The following is a 17,773-nucleotide window of genomic DNA, read 5'->3' as shown; positions in this document are numbered from 1 at the left end:
ACACCATGTTAACAAACATAAACCCTACGGAAACTGAAGTTTGGAAAAAACTTCAGGAGCATTTCCATGCAACGAAATCGTTTGCGATAAAAGAACAGTTTAAAACAGATTCGGAAAGAGCAGATCGGTTTACCATTCAATGGAAAGATTTCTATGTAGACTATTCTAAAAACAGAATTTCGCAAGAAACGATGGATTTGTTATTGGAGTTGGCGGATGAAGTTAACTTAAAAGAAAACATTCAAAAATACTTTGATGGTGATGTCATCAATGAAACCGAAGGTAGAGCTGTGTTGCATACAGCTTTGCGCGAAAATGAAAGTGCAAAAGTATATGTAGATGGTAAAAATATCATTCCAGAAATATACACTGTTAAGCAAAAAATAAAACAATTCTCTGATGCGATTATTTCTGGAGCCAAAAAAGGACATACCGGAAAAGCATTTACAGATGTTGTCAATATTGGAATTGGTGGTTCGGACTTAGGACCAGCAATGGTGACGGAAGCGTTACAACATTACAAAAATCACTTAAACGTACACTTTGTTTCCAATGTAGATGGCGATCATGTACAGGAAGTAATCAAAAAATTGAATCCTGAAACGACATTATTTGTCATTGTTTCAAAAACATTCACCACGCAAGAAACTTTAACGAATGCAATGACACTTCGCAAGTGGTTTTTAACGCATGCAGCTGAAGAAGCTGTTGCACAGCATTTTGTAGCGGTTTCAACCAATTTGGAGAAAATAAAGGAATTCGGAATTGCTGCTGACAATGTATTTCCAATGTGGAATTGGGTTGGCGGACGTTTCTCATTATGGAGCGCTGTTGGATTATCCGTCAGTTTAGCAACAGGTTATGAGAATTTTGATAAGTTATTAGCTGGCGCGCATGATATGGACGAACACTTCAAAAGCGCTGAGTTCGATCAAAACATTCCAGTGGTTTTAGCACTGTTAAGTATATGGTATAACAATTTCTATGGTGCGGAAAGTGAAGCCATCATTCCGTACACACAATACTTACATCGTTTTTCGGCATATCTGCAACAAGGTATCATGGAAAGTAACGGTAAAAGTGTAGATAGAAAAGGAAATTGTGTCAACTACGAAACAGGAACACTAATTTGGGGAGAACCTGGAACCAATTCGCAACATGCATTCTTTCAATTAATCCATCAAGGAACAAAATTAATCCCTGCAGATTTCATTGGATATGTACATTCATTAAATAACAACGAAGATCATCATGAAAAATTGATGGCAAACTTCTTTGCACAAACAGAAGCTTTATTAAACGGAAAGACAAAAGAAGAGGTTATTTCAGAACTATCTGCTGCTGGAATGGAAGCTTCGCAACTACAAAAATTGCTTCCGTATAAAATATTTGAAGGAAATAAACCAACAAATACCATATTAATAGATAAGCTTACGCCCGAAAGTTTGGGTGCTTTAATCGCATTATACGAGCATAAAATATTTGTGCAAGGTGTTATTTGGAATATCTTTAGTTACGATCAATGGGGAGTTGAGCTTGGAAAACAACTCGCAACAAAAATTTTAACAGATATTAAGAATGACGAAATTGCGAAACATGATGCTTCTACGGAAAAACTCCTAACATACTTTAAAAAAAGTAGAAAATAAATGTTAATAATTCGGTTTATATCTTAATTCGTTGCAAAACAAACAAATAAGTTAAAAATGTAAATTTGATAAAATGTTAAAACATTTAACATTCGCTTAATATATGCATGCACAATAAATACGATTTTTGCGGCATTAAATAAACTAATAAAACTTATGAAAACGATTAACAATTTGTTTTTTGTAGTAGCGATGTTTTTAGTAACATCTGTTGCTTTTTCTCAGGGAACAATTACAGGTAAAGTGGTAGATTCTGAAACAGGACCATTACCAGGTGCAAGTGTAGTTGTAAAGGGAACAACAAATGGAACATCATCCGACTTTGATGGGAAATTTAAATTAAACGTAAAAAGTGCTACAGGTACAATTGAAGTATCTTATGTAGGATTTGGAACAAAAACTGTAACTTTCAATGTAACTGGTGGAACAGTAGACTTAGGAACTATTACATTAGTTTCTAACAACTCTCTTGATGAAGTAGTAATTGTTGGTGTTGTTGATATCGCGAAAGAGCGTGAAACTCCAGTAGCAGTATCTACAATTAGAGCTGAGGAAATTGTTGAAAGATTAGGTAACCAAGAACTTCCAGAATTATTAAATGCTACACCATCTGTGTATGCTACAAAATCTGGTGGTGGATTTGGAGATTCAAGAATCAACATTCGTGGATTCGATCAAGTAAACACTGCGGTATTAGTAAACGGTGTTCCTGTAAACGATATGGAAAACGGTCGTGTATTCTGGAGTAACTGGACTGGTTTAGCTGATGTTGCTTCTGCAATTCAGGTACAAAGAGGTTTAGGTTCTTCTAAATTAGCAATCTCTTCTGTTGGTGGTACATTAAACATTGTAACAAAAACAACTGAAAGAAACGAAGGTGGATTTGTTGGAACTACATTAGGTAACGACAACTACTTAAAAACAATTGCTTCGTATTCAACAGGAAGAATGGACAACGGATTCGCATTTACTGGATTATTCAGTAGAACTGCTGGAGACGGATACATTAACGGAACTGCTTTTGAAGGGTACAACTATTTCATAGGATTTGGATGGGCTGACGAAGACAGAAAACACGATATTCAATTTACAGCAACTGGTGCGCCACAGGTTCACAACCAAAGAACAACAAGTTTCTTTAACGCTGCAACAATTGGTCAGTACTTACAATTTGGTGATAAATATAACTTTAACCATGGTACATTAAATGGTGAAGAGTTTAACTGGAGAAGAAACTTTTATCACAAACCAGTATTATCTATAAACTGGGATTGGAACATTTCTGACGATACTAAATTATCTACAGTAGCATACGCTTCTTTTGGTAGAGGTGGTGGAACTGGAGATATCGGAAGATTACCAGGATTCAACTTCGCGTCAAGTGATATCTTCAGAAATCAACAAAATGGTGAAGTATTATGGGATAGAATTGTACAGTACAACAGTGGACAAGCTACAACATTCTCTGACGGTAACGTATACCAAAGAACTGATCAAGAAAATGGTTTATTCATCAATGACAGTAGAGATAACGGTATTTCAAGAAGAGCTTCTGTAAACTCTCATAACTGGTTTGGTTTATTAGCAAACTTAAATACAAGATTAAACGACAACTTAACGTTAGATGTTGGATTTGATGCAAGAACTTATAAAGGTTTCCATTACAGAAGACTAGACAACTTATTAGGAGCTGACGCATATAGAGATAATGATGACGTAAACAATCCTAACAGAGTATTAACAAACACATACGCTTCTGACTTTGGTTCTATCGTAAATGTATTTAAAGACATCGATGATGAAGACAAAATTGACTACTATAACATTGGTTATGTACGTTGGTTAGGAATCTTTGGTCAATTAGAATATAAGAAAGATGATATCTCTGCATTTGTTCAGTTCTCTGGATCTAACCAAGGGTTTAGTAGAGAAGATTTATTTGCAGTAACAGTTGCTGAAGGACAGCGTACTGACTGGGAAAACATCTTAGGTGGAACAATCAAAGGTGGATTAAACTACAACATTGACGAAAACCACAACGTATTTGGTAATGCTGGTTACTACTCTAAGCAACCTTTATTTGATTCAGTTTTTCTTGACTTTGGAAATGACATCAATCAAGATTACGTAAACGAAAAAGTATTAGGATTTGAATTAGGATACGGATATAAGTCTGAAAAATTCAACGCTAACGTAAACATATACAGAACTTCTTGGAAAGACAGATTCATTCAAGTATTCGGAACATTCCCAGATCCAACGGATCCTATGGAAACCGTTCAAGGTCGTTCAAGCTTAGTAGGTGTTGAGCAAATTCACTCAGGAGTTGAATTAGAATTCACATACAAGCCATTAGATATGGTAACTTTCAGAGGTATGGCTTCTTTTGGTAATTGGGAATATGGAGGATCAGTTTCTGGACCTGCATTTGACACAAACGATAACACTATTGTAGGAGAGAATACATTATTCTTAGACGATGTAAAAGTTGGAAATGCTGCACAAACGACAATGCGTTTAGCTGTAATCGTTGAGCCAGTAGAACGTTTAAAATTTGATATCGCTGGTTTCAGAGCTGATGATTTATACGCTGATATTAGAGCAGAAGATTTTGATGAAGCTGATAACAACGGTTCATTACAATTACCAGCATATACATTATTTGAAGGTGGTATGTCATACAAGTGGTTAGTTGGAAAAGAAAAAGAAAACAGTATTTTCTTTAGATTAAATGTAAACAACTTATTCAACACTACATACATTGCTGAATCTCAAACAAACATTTTTGCTGATCCAGGTGATGCTACTTTTGACGGAATTAACACGGACAACAAAGCATTCTTCGGATTTGGAAGAACATGGAACTTTAGCTTACGTTATACATTCTAAGTAAGAACGTATAAAATGACCCTAAATATAAAACCCTGTCAATTGACAGGGTTTTTTGTTTCATAAAAATAAGTACCTTTGTCTATCAACTAAAACTAAACGTATGTACGATACTGTAAAAACACTACACTCATACTGGGCATATTTTGTCCTTCTCATCTTAATTGTAGCTGTTGTCAACGCAATCATAGGATTTGCAACCAACAAAAAATTTGTTTCCAAAGACTTACGAATCTCACTATTCGCACTCATCTTTACACACTTACAATTGGTCATTGGATTAATTCTCTATTTCGTGTCTCCATTCGGAATGAGCATGATTTCATCAAGAGGAATGGGCGGAATGAGTTCAGCAGAACGATTACTAGCTTTAGAACATCCTTTTGTGGGAATCTTAGCAATCATATTAATTACAATTGGTTGGTCTAAGCACAAAAAACAAGAAACAGACAAGAGAGCTTTTGGTAAAATTGCTACCTTCTATGGTTTAGGATTACTATTAATATTATCTAGATTACCTTGGAAAGTATGGTTAGACTTATAACCACAACAGACTTAAATTATATAAAAATCCTTATCAGTTACGATAAGGATTTTTTTATATTTTCACAGCTTTCAAATTGATATACCAAACAAGTCTTATATCTCAATTCTAACAGCGAAGCGGTCTAACATCTAAACACTACTTTACTTCTTTAATCAAATGTACATACACAGGAAAATGGTCACTATAACCACCAGTATACGATCCGCTAGAAAAACTTCTAAAAGGATATCCTTTATAACGTCCACGTTTATTAGACAAGTACGTTTTATTGTAAATTCCAGCTTTATAATAACGATACTCTGAAAAATCTTTCTCTAACAACGGAGCAGTCATTACAATCTGATCAAATAAATTCCACCCATTTCTATATGCAAGTGTTCCAAGTCCTTTTCTTGCCATACCTTCCATTGGGTTAAACAAATCTTTTCCTTTCGCATCTTCACGCTTATCTTTTGTTTTCAGTACTCCTTTCATACTTTCATTAAAAGGATCATCGTTCAAATCGCCAATAGTGAATATTTTTGCGTTCTTATCAACATTCTGTAACGAATCAATAATACGTTTATTCAATTGGGCAGCTTTCACACGTTTTGGTCTGCTTCTAGCTTCTCCTCCACTACGTGACGGCCAGTGATTCACAATAATATGTATTTCGTCACCGTCCAATACACCAGAAACTAACAATTGATCTCTTGTGTATACTCTTTTATCATCACCATTATATAAATATAAAGGATGTTTAGAAAAGCTATGCGGTTGAAAAACATCTTGTTTATATAACAATCCTACGTCAATTCCACGCTTATCAGGGGAATCAAAATGGATAATACCATAATCAGAATCTTTCAACTTTGGATGATTTATCAAATCTTCCAGTACTTTCTTATTCTCAACTTCAGCGACTCCTAAAATTGCAGGTGATGTTTTAGTAACATCATAGCCAATATCAGAAATAACACGTGCAAGTTTCGCAATTTTATCTTCATAAATCTTTGAACGATCACGTTGAATTTCCATCATAGGACTCTTTTCGTCATCTTTCAGTGGGTCATTAATGGTATCAAACAAGTTTTCAACGTTGTAAAAAGCTATCGTTTGTACTTTAAATTGCTTTTTTTTCTGTGCCCAACCATGGGTAAACGCTAGTAAAAAAGCAAGTATAACTAGGGATTTAAGGTTTTTCATTTAATGAATGTTATGTTAACTTAAACAATCTATGCAAAAGATAGACCAAAAGTAGGTATTAATTATAAAAAATGTACATTTGCGCGTCGTTATTAAAGATTTTTTTAACTCAATAATAATTAATTGCAAATTACAGTATGAAAAAACTTATTTTTTTATTTGGATTGCTATCAGTTTGGTTTGTCAGTGGACAAAACACAATTACCGGAAAGGTACTTGACGCCAATACTGACGATGCTATTCAAAATGTTTTGGTTTCAGTTGCAGGTAACAATAACAAAGAAGTTGTTACGGACGCATCTGGAGTCTTTAAGTTAACAGATATTGCAGCGGGTAAAGTGGATATAGTATTCACTAAAGATGGATACTCTATTTTGAGAATGCCAATAACCGTTGTCGATGGTCAAGCAATTGACTTGGGAACAATTCTGTTAAAAAGGTTCGTTCAGGAAGATGTTACACTTATTTCATTGACCGATGATGAATTAAATGATGATTCTACAGCAGCAGACAACATCTCAGGATTACTACAATCTTCCAGAGATATATACTTAAGAACTGCCGCTTTTGAATTTGGAGCAACCTTCTTCAGAGTAAGAGGATTAGATTCCGAAAATGGAACAGTACTTATCAATGGTATTAAAATGAACAAGCAGTTCAATGGAAGACCACAATGGAGTAACTGGGGAGGATTAAATGATGTTGTAAGAAATCAAGAACTTACAAATGGACTAAGTGCTAACGATTATACTTTCGGAGGAATCTTAGGAACAACAAATATCAATACGAGAGCTTCTCAATATAGAGAAGGTGGTAGAGTAACGTATTCGTCATCAAACAGAAGTTATACCAACAGAATTATGGCAACATATTCTTCTGGTTTACTTGAAAGTGGATGGGCGTATACAGTTTCTGCAGGAAGAAGATGGGGAGATGAAGGTTTTAACGACGGTACTTTCTACGACGCAAATTCTTTATTCGTTTCAGTTGAAAAGAAATTGAACGACAGACATAGCATTAACTTTACTGGAATTTATGCACCAAACAGAAGAGGACAATCTTCAGCAAATACGCAAGAAGTATTTGATCTAAAAGGAATTAAATACAATGACTTTTGGGGATATCAAGACGGTAAAAAGCGTAACGCAAGAGTGCGTAGAGTTGATGAACCAATCTTAATGTTAAACCATAATTGGAATATTGCTGAAAACACGTCGTTACAAACAAGTGTTGCGTACCAATTTGGAGAGCAAGGAAGAGGTCGTTTAGACTTTGGAGGAACTGACTTAGACGTTAGTGGATTTCCAATTGGAAGTGGTGTAAACCCAAGTCCAACATATTACCAAAAATTACCAAGTTTCTTTGCTAGAAACAATCCTGAAAATCCAGCATTAGAGTTTGGAGCACAACAGGAATTTATAAACAACGGACAAATTGATTGGGCAGCTTTATATGGTGCAAACCAAAATAACCTAGTTGCAGGTGGAAACGCTATAAACATCGTTTATGAAGATAGATCGGATGACAAGCAATTTACAGCAAATACAATATTAAACACCTCTATTAATGATAACATTACCATAAATGCAGGTGCAAACTTTACATCATTAACATCTGAAAATTTTGCAGAAATTACAGATTTACTTGGTGGAAGAGCGTATTTAGATGTTGACAACTTTGCTGATGACTTAGTAGGAAATCCTAATGGCGTACAAAACGATATCAGAAATCCAAACAGATTGGTAGGAGTAGGAGATCGTTTTAGATATAACTTCGAAATTCAATCAAATACAATTGGAGGATTTGCACAAGCGCAATTCAAATACAAAAAAGTTGATTTCTTTGTAGCTGCTAGTGTTGAAAATACAACCTACCAACGTACAGGATTATATCAAAATGGTGGTTTTGCCAATAACTCTTTTGGAGAAGGTGAAAAACTATCGTTTACAGGAATTGGAGCAAAAGGTGGATTAACGTATAAATTGACAGGTCGTCATTTATTTGATTTTAATGGAGCATACATTACAAAAGCACCATCAATCCGTAATACATTCTCTAACTCAAGAGAAAATCATAACATCGTACCAAACATCAGTGAAGAAAAAATTACTTCGTTTGATGCAAGTTATATTTACAGATCTCCAATAATAAAAGCTAGGTTAACTGGTTATTATACAAAAATGCAAGATGCGAACGAAATCTCTTTCTTCTTTGCAGATGGAATTGGTGGAGACAATCAAGCATTTGTTCAAGAAATTTTACAAGGTGTTGACAAACAACACATCGGTGCAGAACTTGGAATTGAAGTACAAGCAACATCTACGATTAAGTTAAAAGGTGTAGCGTCTTTAGGACAATATACGTATGCTAACAATCCTGACTTGTATTTATCTTCTGAAGATTTTGAAGACGGAACACGTTACTTAGGAGAATCAACATTAAAAGATTATAGAGTTGCTGGTGGACCACAAAGAGCATTCTCTTTAGGATTTGAATATAGAGATCCAGATTACTGGTGGTTTGGAGCTACAACGAACTTCTTCTCTAATGCTTACATCGACGTAAGTCCATTACAAAGAAGTAGTAACTTCTACACTGACTTTGACGGACAACCATTCAATGATTACGACCCTGAATTGGCACGTGAATTATTAAGACAAGAACAATTTGATGATTACATGCTTGTAAATCTTATAGGTGGAAAATCATGGAAGTTAGGAGACTATTATGTTGGCTTATTTGCAAGTATCAATAACGTATTTGGTAAAGAATACAAAACTGGTGGTTTTGAGCAAGGAAGAAACGCTAACTTCAGAGAATTAAGAGATGATTCTGCTTTAGAAACAAGAGTATTTGGAAACAGATACTGGTACGGTAGAGGAAGAACTTACTTCTTAAATTTATATTTTAGATTCTAAAAAAACAAAAAAAATATTGCGTAACTTTAAGTTGTGCACAAAAAACATAAAATCGAACAAATGAAAGCAAATAAAATATTTAGTTTAATAGCTGTCTCAGCAATCATGGGATTAGTTATTACTTCTTGTGTTCAAGATGATGAATTTGCAATTCCAACAGGAACAACAGTCGTTGATCCAGGATTAACTGCAAACGCTACTTTTAGTAACATGGTAGCAAGATACCAACAAGCTGCAGCAAGCGGAGACGATATTGCTGTAATTGAGCTTGATGAAGCAGAAATTATTATTGAAGGATATGTAATATCTAGTGACCAAGCTGGAAACTTCTTTGAAGAACTAGTAATTCAAAACAAAACAGATGGATCTGACGATGCTGCTGATCCAAGATTAGGTTTTCGTGTAGACATTAACCAAGCTGGATTATTCAGTAGTTACGGATTCGGTAGAAAAGTATACATCAAAATGAACGGTTTAGCGATCGGACTTGAAAATGGAGTATATGCTATCGGAAAACCAAATGGAAACGATATCGATCAAATTCAACCATTTGAATTAGAAGATTTCGTAGTACGTGGAACACAAGTTGAGGACATTACACCAAAAGTTACAACGGTTGCTGAATTAACTGCTGCTGATGAAAATACATTAATTCAATTAGAAGATGTACAATTCAGATTAAACCAGTTAGGATTAAGTTACGCAGGAGAAGCTTCTGATAGTTTTGATGGATTCAGAAACATTGAAGAATGTGTTGCTGGTGGATCAATTGTATTACAAACAAGTACGTTTGCTGATTTCAAATCATTAACAATTGATGAAAACAAAGGAACAATTCAAGGAATTTTCACAAGAGATTTTGGGGATGATACAAACGTTTTAGTAATCAATACGCTAGCTGATATTAATTTTACAGAAACTACGCGTTGCGATCCAGATATCTTAAACTGTCAAGGACCAACTTCTACAGCAGTAACTGTTTTTGAAGAAGATTTTGAATCAATCACAAACGAAGCACAATTAGATGCTTTAGGATGGACAAACGTAAACGTTTCAGGTGGTTCTGAGCGTTTTGAAGACGGTTCATTCAGTGGAGATAGATACATGGTAATATCTGCTTTCGGTACAGGAGAAGATCCTATGGAAGTTTGGTTAGTAACACCAACAATCAACTTAGACGGAACAACAGAAGAAGAATTATCTTTTAATGTGTCAGCTAACTTTGAAACAGGAACAATCTTAGAAGTATATGTTTCAACAGACTTTACTGGAGATCCAACAACAGCAGAATGGTCATTACTAGACGCAAATATTCCAGTTGGAGGAAGCGGATTTGGTAGTTTTGTACCTTCAGATGTTAACATTTCTTGTTTAGATGGAGATGTACATATTGGATTCAAGTATTTAGGTGCTGCCGGTGGTGCAGAAACAAGATACCACGTTGACGACGTAAAAGTAACTGGAATGTAAGATTCCAAAACATACAATATATCAAAAAAAGAGTGCTAGCAATAGCGCTCTTTTTTGTTTGGACATATTTAGATTGTTGGACTTTCAGTTATCACGAGAAGTGAGCGACGAAGTAATCTGTTTGTTGAATAATCTATAAGTTTTCAGCAGTATATTTTTAATTTTGCTAAAACCCAAAAGCGAAGCGCCCCAAAACCTAACACCTACTGAATCAACCGATACCGATCACTTCCAGTTTGCCACAATGCAAAAGAAATAATATCTGCAAGTTCTTCTCGCTTACTTTTTTGGGTGCGATCAAAACCATGACCTTCGTCAAAATTTACAGACAATAAAATTGGATGCTCCGAATTTGTTGCCGCTTGCATTCGTGCAGCAAACTTTGCAGGTTGCCAGGCAGCAACTCTAGAATCATTCAGTCCTGCGGTGAGTAACACTGCTGGATATGCGGTGTTCTTTTCAACATGATGATACGCGTCCATACGCAACAACGCTTCAAACTCTAAGGAATCTTTAACCGTTCCGAATTCTTTAATATTATTTTGACCATTTGGTGCAATTTCTGATCGTAACGTATTCAACAAACCAACTCTAATTACGGCAGCTGCGTACAAATCGGGTCTTTCGGTAATAGCGCGACCAATAGTAATCCCGCCAGCACTTCCGCCCCAAACGGCAAATCGTTCCGAAGACGTATAGTTTTCATCAATTAAATACTCAGTACACGCAATAAAATCTTTCCAGGTATTTGGCTTCTTTGACTTAAATCCATCTTTATGCCAGCGTTCACCTTTTTCGCCGCCGCCGCGCACATGTGCAACAGCATACACGCCACCTTCGGAAATCCAATACAGTAAATACGGATACAACATGGGCGCATTAATCCAATTATACGAACCATAACCGTTCAATAACATACGATTTTCACCATTTCTCACCAATCCTTTCTTGTAAATGATGGACAAAGGTACTTTAACGCCATCATAAGACGTAATTTCAATCTCTTTTACGACAATATCACGCAACTCTGGATAATCTACAACAGGCGTTATATTTTCTTGCTTAAAAGCTTTCGTATGTATGTTATAGCGATACCTGTTTTTATGACTCACCCAACTTTCAATCTCAATCCATAAGTGTGAAAAATTCGTCCCAATAGTAGCCAAGCTAATACTTCCAGAAGCTTCTGGCAATGTTACGATGTCTATTTTTTTATCTTTTAAACAATATAAATTAGCAAGTACGCCGTTTTTTGAAGTTGTATAAAACAATCCTTCCGTAGTAATCGTAAAATCTTTTAAAATTTGATCTTCAGCTGCAGGAATCACTTCGGTTGGCATGTCAAAATCTAACTGATCAAAACTAGTTTTAAAAATACTGAAATTAGACGCTTTTTGTGCGCTTAAAAAGTAAATATCATTTGCATACGCAATAAACTTTTCAACCTTATGTTTTTTCTGAAACAACGGTTTCCAAGTCACGGTTTCTTGTGTTAATTCGGTTATTGGCGCATAATAATAATCTTTAAAGCCAATGCCGCCAACTCTACCAAACATATACTTTTGTTCTTTTCCAAAAATATGCACAATGGGAAAATCCGCAGCAGTTAAATTAAGTTGCGGATGTGTTTTTTTAGAAAAAATAACCTGTAAATCTTTTGGGTTTTCGCCCAAACGATACAATACGGTTGCAGTATTTAAAATATAATTTGGTGAAGTTGTATCAATATCGGGAATATGTAAATAGATAAATCCAGAATCGTCTCCCAACCAGTTGATTCCGCCTAGTTCAGATGGCCAACAATGATCAATGACTTCTTTGTGAAACTGTTGTTTTTCAAGATCATACACAACAACTTCCGAAAATTCTTCATCATTCTTTGTAAAACCAATGGCTATTTTTTTACCATTCCAGCTGGGCTGAAAATAATTAATAATATACGTATGTTGCGAATCGGATTTGTAGTTTTCCGAATTAAAAACTTCAGTTTCTTTCCCGTCTATTCCTGCTCTAAAATACAGAATAGTGGCTTCATGGTTTTTTGAATGTTTCAAGTAGTAATAAGCATTGGGCGATAGTATTTTTAAGTCAAACACGGCTTCTGCGCGCAAGTTATCATTCGCTTCAATCTTTTTCAATAATTGTGTGCGTCCCGAAATATTTTGAAGCATATCAGTTGCATACTTATTTTGAGAAGACAACCAAGACAATACGGTTGTGTCTTTTAAGTTTTCCATGTATTGATATGGATCTTCAATATTTTTTGAGAAATACGTATTTGTTGCGGTTTTTATAGGCGCAGCTTTAGGACGATTCTTATTCGTATTGCATTGAATTAATACAAAGGAGATGAGTATATAAATGAAAGATCGATATTTCATAAATTAATGAGTAGAGGGTTTAGGAGTTGCAATAAAATATAAAATGCTAAATCAAGATATTTTACACGATATCCGAAATAGCATTTTATGAATGTGGGAAAGAGAAATATAAAATTCTATATATTATTGTGTATCTATTGTGTCGCCTCCACATCTAAATGTTATTGGGCAGCTGTCAGTTTCTTTTGGGATAGAACCTCCATATATACTATGTACGTTTCCTACTTTAGCTATTACTAATTTTGCTAAGCTTAATTTTCCTAAATTTCTTTTAAATGTTTTCATGGGTAAGTTATTTTTGATTACGATGTAAATGTATAAGAAAACCATACGTAATTATAATGAAGTATCGTGATATTTACAAATATCACGATAGAAAACAGATTGTAAAAAACTGGTAATCAATTGTTTGAAATAGACTTTTGATTTTCAAGCTGTTTTAGGAAGTATGACGGATTAATGCCCGTTTTTTTGTGAAAAGCGATGGAAAATGACTGTGCATTATTAAATCCAACGTCCATTGCAATGGCCTTAATTGTATATGATCGGAACACTTTATCCTCTTTAAGTTGCGTAATTGCATAATCAATTCGTAACTCATTCATGTAGTTTGCAAAGTTCATACCTTTCGTCATATTGATAATTTTTGACAGATAGGTACTATTGGTATCTAACTCTTTTGCGAGTTTTGTTTGTGTGTAATTCTTTTTGGTAAATCGATGTGTATCTTCAAACTTTTGCAGCTTTACTAAAATGCCATCAACAATTTCTTTTGGCAATCCGATAGCTTCTTTTTGAGTTTCAGATGCAGGTATTTTTTCAATAGAAGGCACTTTCTTTTTCTCCTCTTTCTCTTTTTCTTTTAAAACTTTCTTCTGTTCATATTCCTCCATCAATGAATTAAATCGTTTCTTATAAACAACATTTCTTCGGAAGAAGTAAAAAATGATGAATACTAACAACACTGAAACAATGATGAGGACAAAGACTTTTTTCTCAGATAAGAAGTTTTTATCTTGTAACTGACTGATCAATTCTTCTTTTTGAATCAATAACTCTTCTGTTTCAGATATAATTAATGGTGTTTCATACTTTTGAACAATCTTTTTCCCTAAGTTTTGATAGCGTTCTGTAATAATTTCATCTACGACCAATAACTTTTCAATAGCAGACAATTGTTGTTTTGCATCATTTGCTGCTTTATGTTCCGCATTTAAGAACTCATACGCATCTCTGGCCTGAAAAATTACTTTTGGTTTTTGCTCATAAATAGAATCTACCTTATACAAATAGCGAAGTCCTTCTGTATTTTTTCCTTGTTTCTCCAAACACTTATATATATAAAGGTAATTGGAGCATAATGTTTTTTCGTTATTCTTTAGGAAATCAGTGGCTTTCAACAAACTGTCCATTGCTGTTGCGTAATTCTCCTTATAATAAGACGTAATTCCGTAAGAAGTTAAAAACCACGGATACAAATACTGATTCGGATGTTGTAAGCTGGCTTTAATACCGCGTTGATGTACAACTTCGGCAGAGTCCAACACCCGATTTTTATTATATGAATCTGCCAGTGCAAATAATGATTTCAAATATTGCTCAGGATCTTTATCTTCAAAATTGTTCTTTCGTATAAATCCAATATTATCTTGAAAAATCTTCAATGCTTCTTCTCGTTCTTCACTCACATTCTTCAACAAACCAATATAATGTTTAATGGAAATTTGCTGTTTAATATTCTTGCTCGTCAGCGCCATGTCATTAGCAGTGGCAAAATTATTCAGCGCATCGTTGTATTTAGAATTGTAATATAACTGGATTCCTTTTTTCAAATACCCTTCCGCAGGATAATTGTCAAGCTTCGTATTCTTAGTCAACAAAATAATACTATCCGTATAAAAAATTGCTTTTGCAGTATGACTGTAATTTGAAACAAACAACTCATATCCTTCTACAATTCGTGCGACATCATTAATTTCTTTGGCTTTCGCCAGAAATAACGTAGCTGCATTTAATGCTTCTTCAGAGTTTTGTGATGACGCGTCGAAATCGGATTTAATAGCTTCAAAAGTATCAGAACTTACCTGTGAAAATGCTGAAGTGATACCAAATAGGATACAAATAATGCTCAATTGAAAGTAGGTAGGATACTTTCTTGTAGGTACGAACGAAAAAGAAATTAAATTTTGGGTGTGATCTTTCACTTTTCTTTGATTTTTATTGAAATGGGCATAAAAACTGTTTTAAAAAATAAATATAATGTTTAAAATTCATTAACAATTGTAATATAAAAACTACATTTTTATTGAACTAATCAAAATATTCTTATAAAACCTCCATAAACGCTCCTAAAGATATTACTTTTTGAAAGAATACGGACATCTATTTGTAAAGCAAGTAATAGTGGTCGTTTCACGTAAAATTATACTGTTGAGATTTATAAATCCGTTGCATGATATTTACAAACACCTATGCTAAACACTTGATAAATAGCAAATAAGGTCATTACTTTGTATTATGAAATTACAACAAGCTACAAATAGTTCAATCCCAAAAAGACTATAAAACAACAAATCAGACTATAAAAATAAAACCCATGAAACGTAATTGGTAAAGCTTTAAGCAATAAAAGCTAAAGACTTAGAGGTCGTGTCAAAAAGCCTAAGTAACTTTTAGATATAGCAATTATAATACTAATTTATTAGCAATTGCAGCTTCTATACTTTGATTACAACGCTAATGGCTGTTTGGGAAAGCAGCCATTAGTATGTGTCAAATCATCACAAAATTATATCAATACACAAAAAAAGTACTCACAGAACACCTTCACAATACATACTTAAAAGTTGTACCTACCATAGGTAACTATGTGAGTACTGATATTGATACACACATTGTTTTAATTTTTTTTAAAAAATACCGTGCCTATTCCAGGAAATTATACTGCATGAAAAATTTCAAATATCTACCAGATCTATTAAATGTTTAAATCATAGAAGCTAAAAAGGAGTACTGATTTCAGTGCTCTTTTTTTGTGCCTAAAAACTTCAGTCATGGTAATGAAAACAATGAAACTCAACTTCAAATACCGAGCATATTTAAAAATTGTTGTCCCATTGTACAGTATACGGGCAACAGTGTCCATCAATAGTAATACTTTCTTCAAAAAATGACGTAGAATAGACAGTTTTCTACTAGAATACTGATTGCTTTTCTTTACTTTTTGGCTTCCGCCAGATGCGACTCGTTATAGATTGTTGTTTTCTTCAAAAAAATCACAAAGCCAGTATCGTTTTTTCTAGAATATATATCAATGTTCTTTCTTTTTTGGCTTCTGCCAGATGCAACTCAGAATATATTATTGCTTTTTTCAAAATGGACAATAGAAAACGATCAACTCACACCACTTTTCCAAGAGAATCATCTCAAAAACCCACGTAGGATCTGAAAAACTAAAAATCAATACCGAGAACTTTGAAAAAAGGACAATTTCTTTCCAAAAAGCAATTCAAAACAACCAAAAAAAACCACTTTTTGACACCTTTTTTTCAAATCGAAGTAAAAAACGCGGAAAACATAAAAATCACACACAATTTTCTGTTTGCGACAAGTGGTATTTATAAATAAAAGGCTTCGTAATCCTCTATTTTACTAGTATTTCGCTGTTTTTTAAGCAAAACAAAAAGAACACTATAAGTCTATGAATTTATAAAAATCACGCTTCTTTCGTCTGTCAAGCCAGTATTTACGTGAAAACGGATAAAAAACTCCTACATGATATTTATAAATCAGGTGATTGTATTTATAAATCACAATAGTAATCATTTGAAAATGTGATGTTTACGATGTTGTTTAGCAAATGAAATATTGTTGCAATAGTATTCGAGGCGGTTACTGAAAAGCCTTTAAACAGAGTAAGTAATAAATCAAACTATTAAATAATTACAAACCATTTAAATAATCAAATTATGAAAACTAAAATCTTTTTACCAGTATTAGCAATGTTAAGCTTAATGTTATTCTCTTTCACAACAAACACAAACAGTGAAAGCTCAGTAAGACAGTTAGCAGATGGAAACTTCTTATTACAAAATGTAGCCTTAGAAGACGGAGACGTATTCAGATTGGATCAACTAACAGAACGTATTAGCATTAGCGGTCATATTAATGAAGAAACTGCAGCACGTGGAATCTGGATTTTCAGAAACAAAACACATGATGATACTAAGTTTACACAAAAAACATTCATCGGAAGTTCTATCAGTGCAGAATTAACTGGCGAAGACTTACAAGTTGTTGAACAAGCTCAAGGGGAAATCAATGAAATGATGCAACGTTACATGCAGAGATAATCTATTCCGCATTTCAAATTACAATACATATTTACAAAAAATCAAACTTAAAAATTATACAAACCATTAAATAATTAAATTATGAAAACTAAAATCTTTTTACCAGTATTAGCAATGTTAAGCTTAATGTTATTCTCTTTCACAACAAACACAAACAGTGAAAGTTCAGTAAGACAGTTAGCAGATGGAAACTTCTTATTACAAAATGTAGCCTTAGAAGACGGAGACGTATTCAGATTGGACCAACTAACAGAGCGTATTAGCATTAGCGGTCATATTAATGAAGAAACTGCAGCACGTGGAATCTGGATTTTCAGAAACAAAACACATGATGATACTAAGTTTACACAAAAAACATTCATCGGAAGTTCTATCAGTGCAG

At 34.0% G+C, this 17,773-nt stretch carries 11 protein-coding genes; 7 read left to right on the top strand and 4 right to left on the bottom strand.

The window, feature by feature from the left end; genetic code table 11:
• Positions 1–5: 5 nt before the first annotated feature.
• From pgi to H2O64_RS10860, 3 genes are all read left to right on the top strand, one after another.
• Positions 6–1,649 (top strand): glucose-6-phosphate isomerase, encoded by a 1,644-nt coding sequence (pgi, locus tag H2O64_RS10870; RefSeq protein WP_187562230.1) that lies wholly within the window; start codon positions 6–8, stop codon positions 1,647–1,649.
• A 156-nt stretch (positions 1,650–1,805) separates the two neighbouring features.
• On the top strand, positions 1,806–4,538 hold the full coding sequence (locus H2O64_RS10865; protein ID WP_187562229.1) for a TonB-dependent receptor: 2,733 nt from the start codon (positions 1,806–1,808) through the stop codon (positions 4,536–4,538).
• Between the two features lie 103 nt (positions 4,539–4,641).
• Positions 4,642–5,082: a hypothetical protein gene (locus H2O64_RS10860; protein WP_187562228.1), complete on the top strand. Its 441-nt coding sequence runs from the start codon at positions 4,642–4,644 to the stop codon at positions 5,080–5,082.
• 138 nt (positions 5,083–5,220) lie between these two features.
• On the opposite strand, the gene H2O64_RS10855 is transcribed toward H2O64_RS10860, so the two are convergent.
• Positions 5,221–6,270, bottom strand: a complete 1,050-nt coding sequence (locus H2O64_RS10855) for an endonuclease/exonuclease/phosphatase family protein (RefSeq protein ID WP_187562227.1) — start codon at positions 6,268–6,270, stop codon at positions 5,221–5,223.
• A gap of 137 nt (positions 6,271–6,407) precedes the next feature.
• Between H2O64_RS10855 and H2O64_RS10850 the strand changes: the two genes are divergently transcribed.
• Both H2O64_RS10850 and H2O64_RS10845 read left to right on the top strand, forming a co-directional pair.
• Complete coding sequence (locus H2O64_RS10850; protein ID WP_187562226.1) at positions 6,408–9,188, top strand: TonB-dependent receptor; 2,781 nt, start codon at positions 6,408–6,410, stop codon at positions 9,186–9,188.
• 60 nt (positions 9,189–9,248) lie between these two features.
• On the top strand, positions 9,249–10,658 hold the full coding sequence (locus tag H2O64_RS10845) for a DUF5689 domain-containing protein (protein ID WP_187562225.1): 1,410 nt from the start codon (positions 9,249–9,251) through the stop codon (positions 10,656–10,658).
• A 203-nt stretch (positions 10,659–10,861) separates the two neighbouring features.
• On the opposite strand, the gene H2O64_RS10840 is transcribed toward H2O64_RS10845, so the two are convergent.
• The 3 genes from H2O64_RS10840 to H2O64_RS24285 form a co-directional block, all read right to left on the bottom strand.
• Positions 10,862–13,039, bottom strand: coding sequence for a prolyl oligopeptidase family serine peptidase (locus H2O64_RS10840; protein WP_187562224.1), 2,178 nt, complete (start codon positions 13,037–13,039; stop codon positions 10,862–10,864).
• A 123-nt stretch (positions 13,040–13,162) separates the two neighbouring features.
• Entirely contained in the window at positions 13,163–13,324 is a 162-nt protein-coding gene (locus H2O64_RS10835; protein ID WP_187562223.1) for a hypothetical protein, read from the bottom strand.
• A gap of 116 nt (positions 13,325–13,440) precedes the next feature.
• Positions 13,441–15,243 carry a helix-turn-helix domain-containing protein gene (locus tag H2O64_RS24285; RefSeq protein WP_187562222.1) on the bottom strand — a complete coding sequence of 601 codons (1,803 nt, stop codon included), beginning with the start codon at positions 15,241–15,243 and terminating at the stop codon, positions 13,441–13,443.
• A 1,764-nt stretch (positions 15,244–17,007) separates the two neighbouring features.
• Here H2O64_RS24285 and H2O64_RS10825 point away from each other — a divergent pair.
• Both H2O64_RS10825 and H2O64_RS10820 read left to right on the top strand, forming a co-directional pair.
• Positions 17,008–17,391, top strand: coding sequence for a hypothetical protein (locus H2O64_RS10825; protein ID WP_187562221.1), 384 nt, complete (start codon positions 17,008–17,010; stop codon positions 17,389–17,391).
• An 81-nt stretch (positions 17,392–17,472) separates the two neighbouring features.
• Positions 17,473–17,773, top strand: a 301-nt coding sequence (locus tag H2O64_RS10820; protein WP_187562220.1) for a hypothetical protein, incomplete at its 3' end; no start/stop codon positions are given.

The sequence above is a fragment of the Kordia aestuariivivens genome (assembly GCF_014397005.1).
GTDB lineage: Bacteria > Bacteroidota > Bacteroidia > Flavobacteriales > Flavobacteriaceae > Kordia > Kordia aestuariivivens.
The sequence above is the reverse complement of the archived record's forward strand: the minus strand, read 5'-3'. Positions and strand labels throughout refer to the sequence as shown.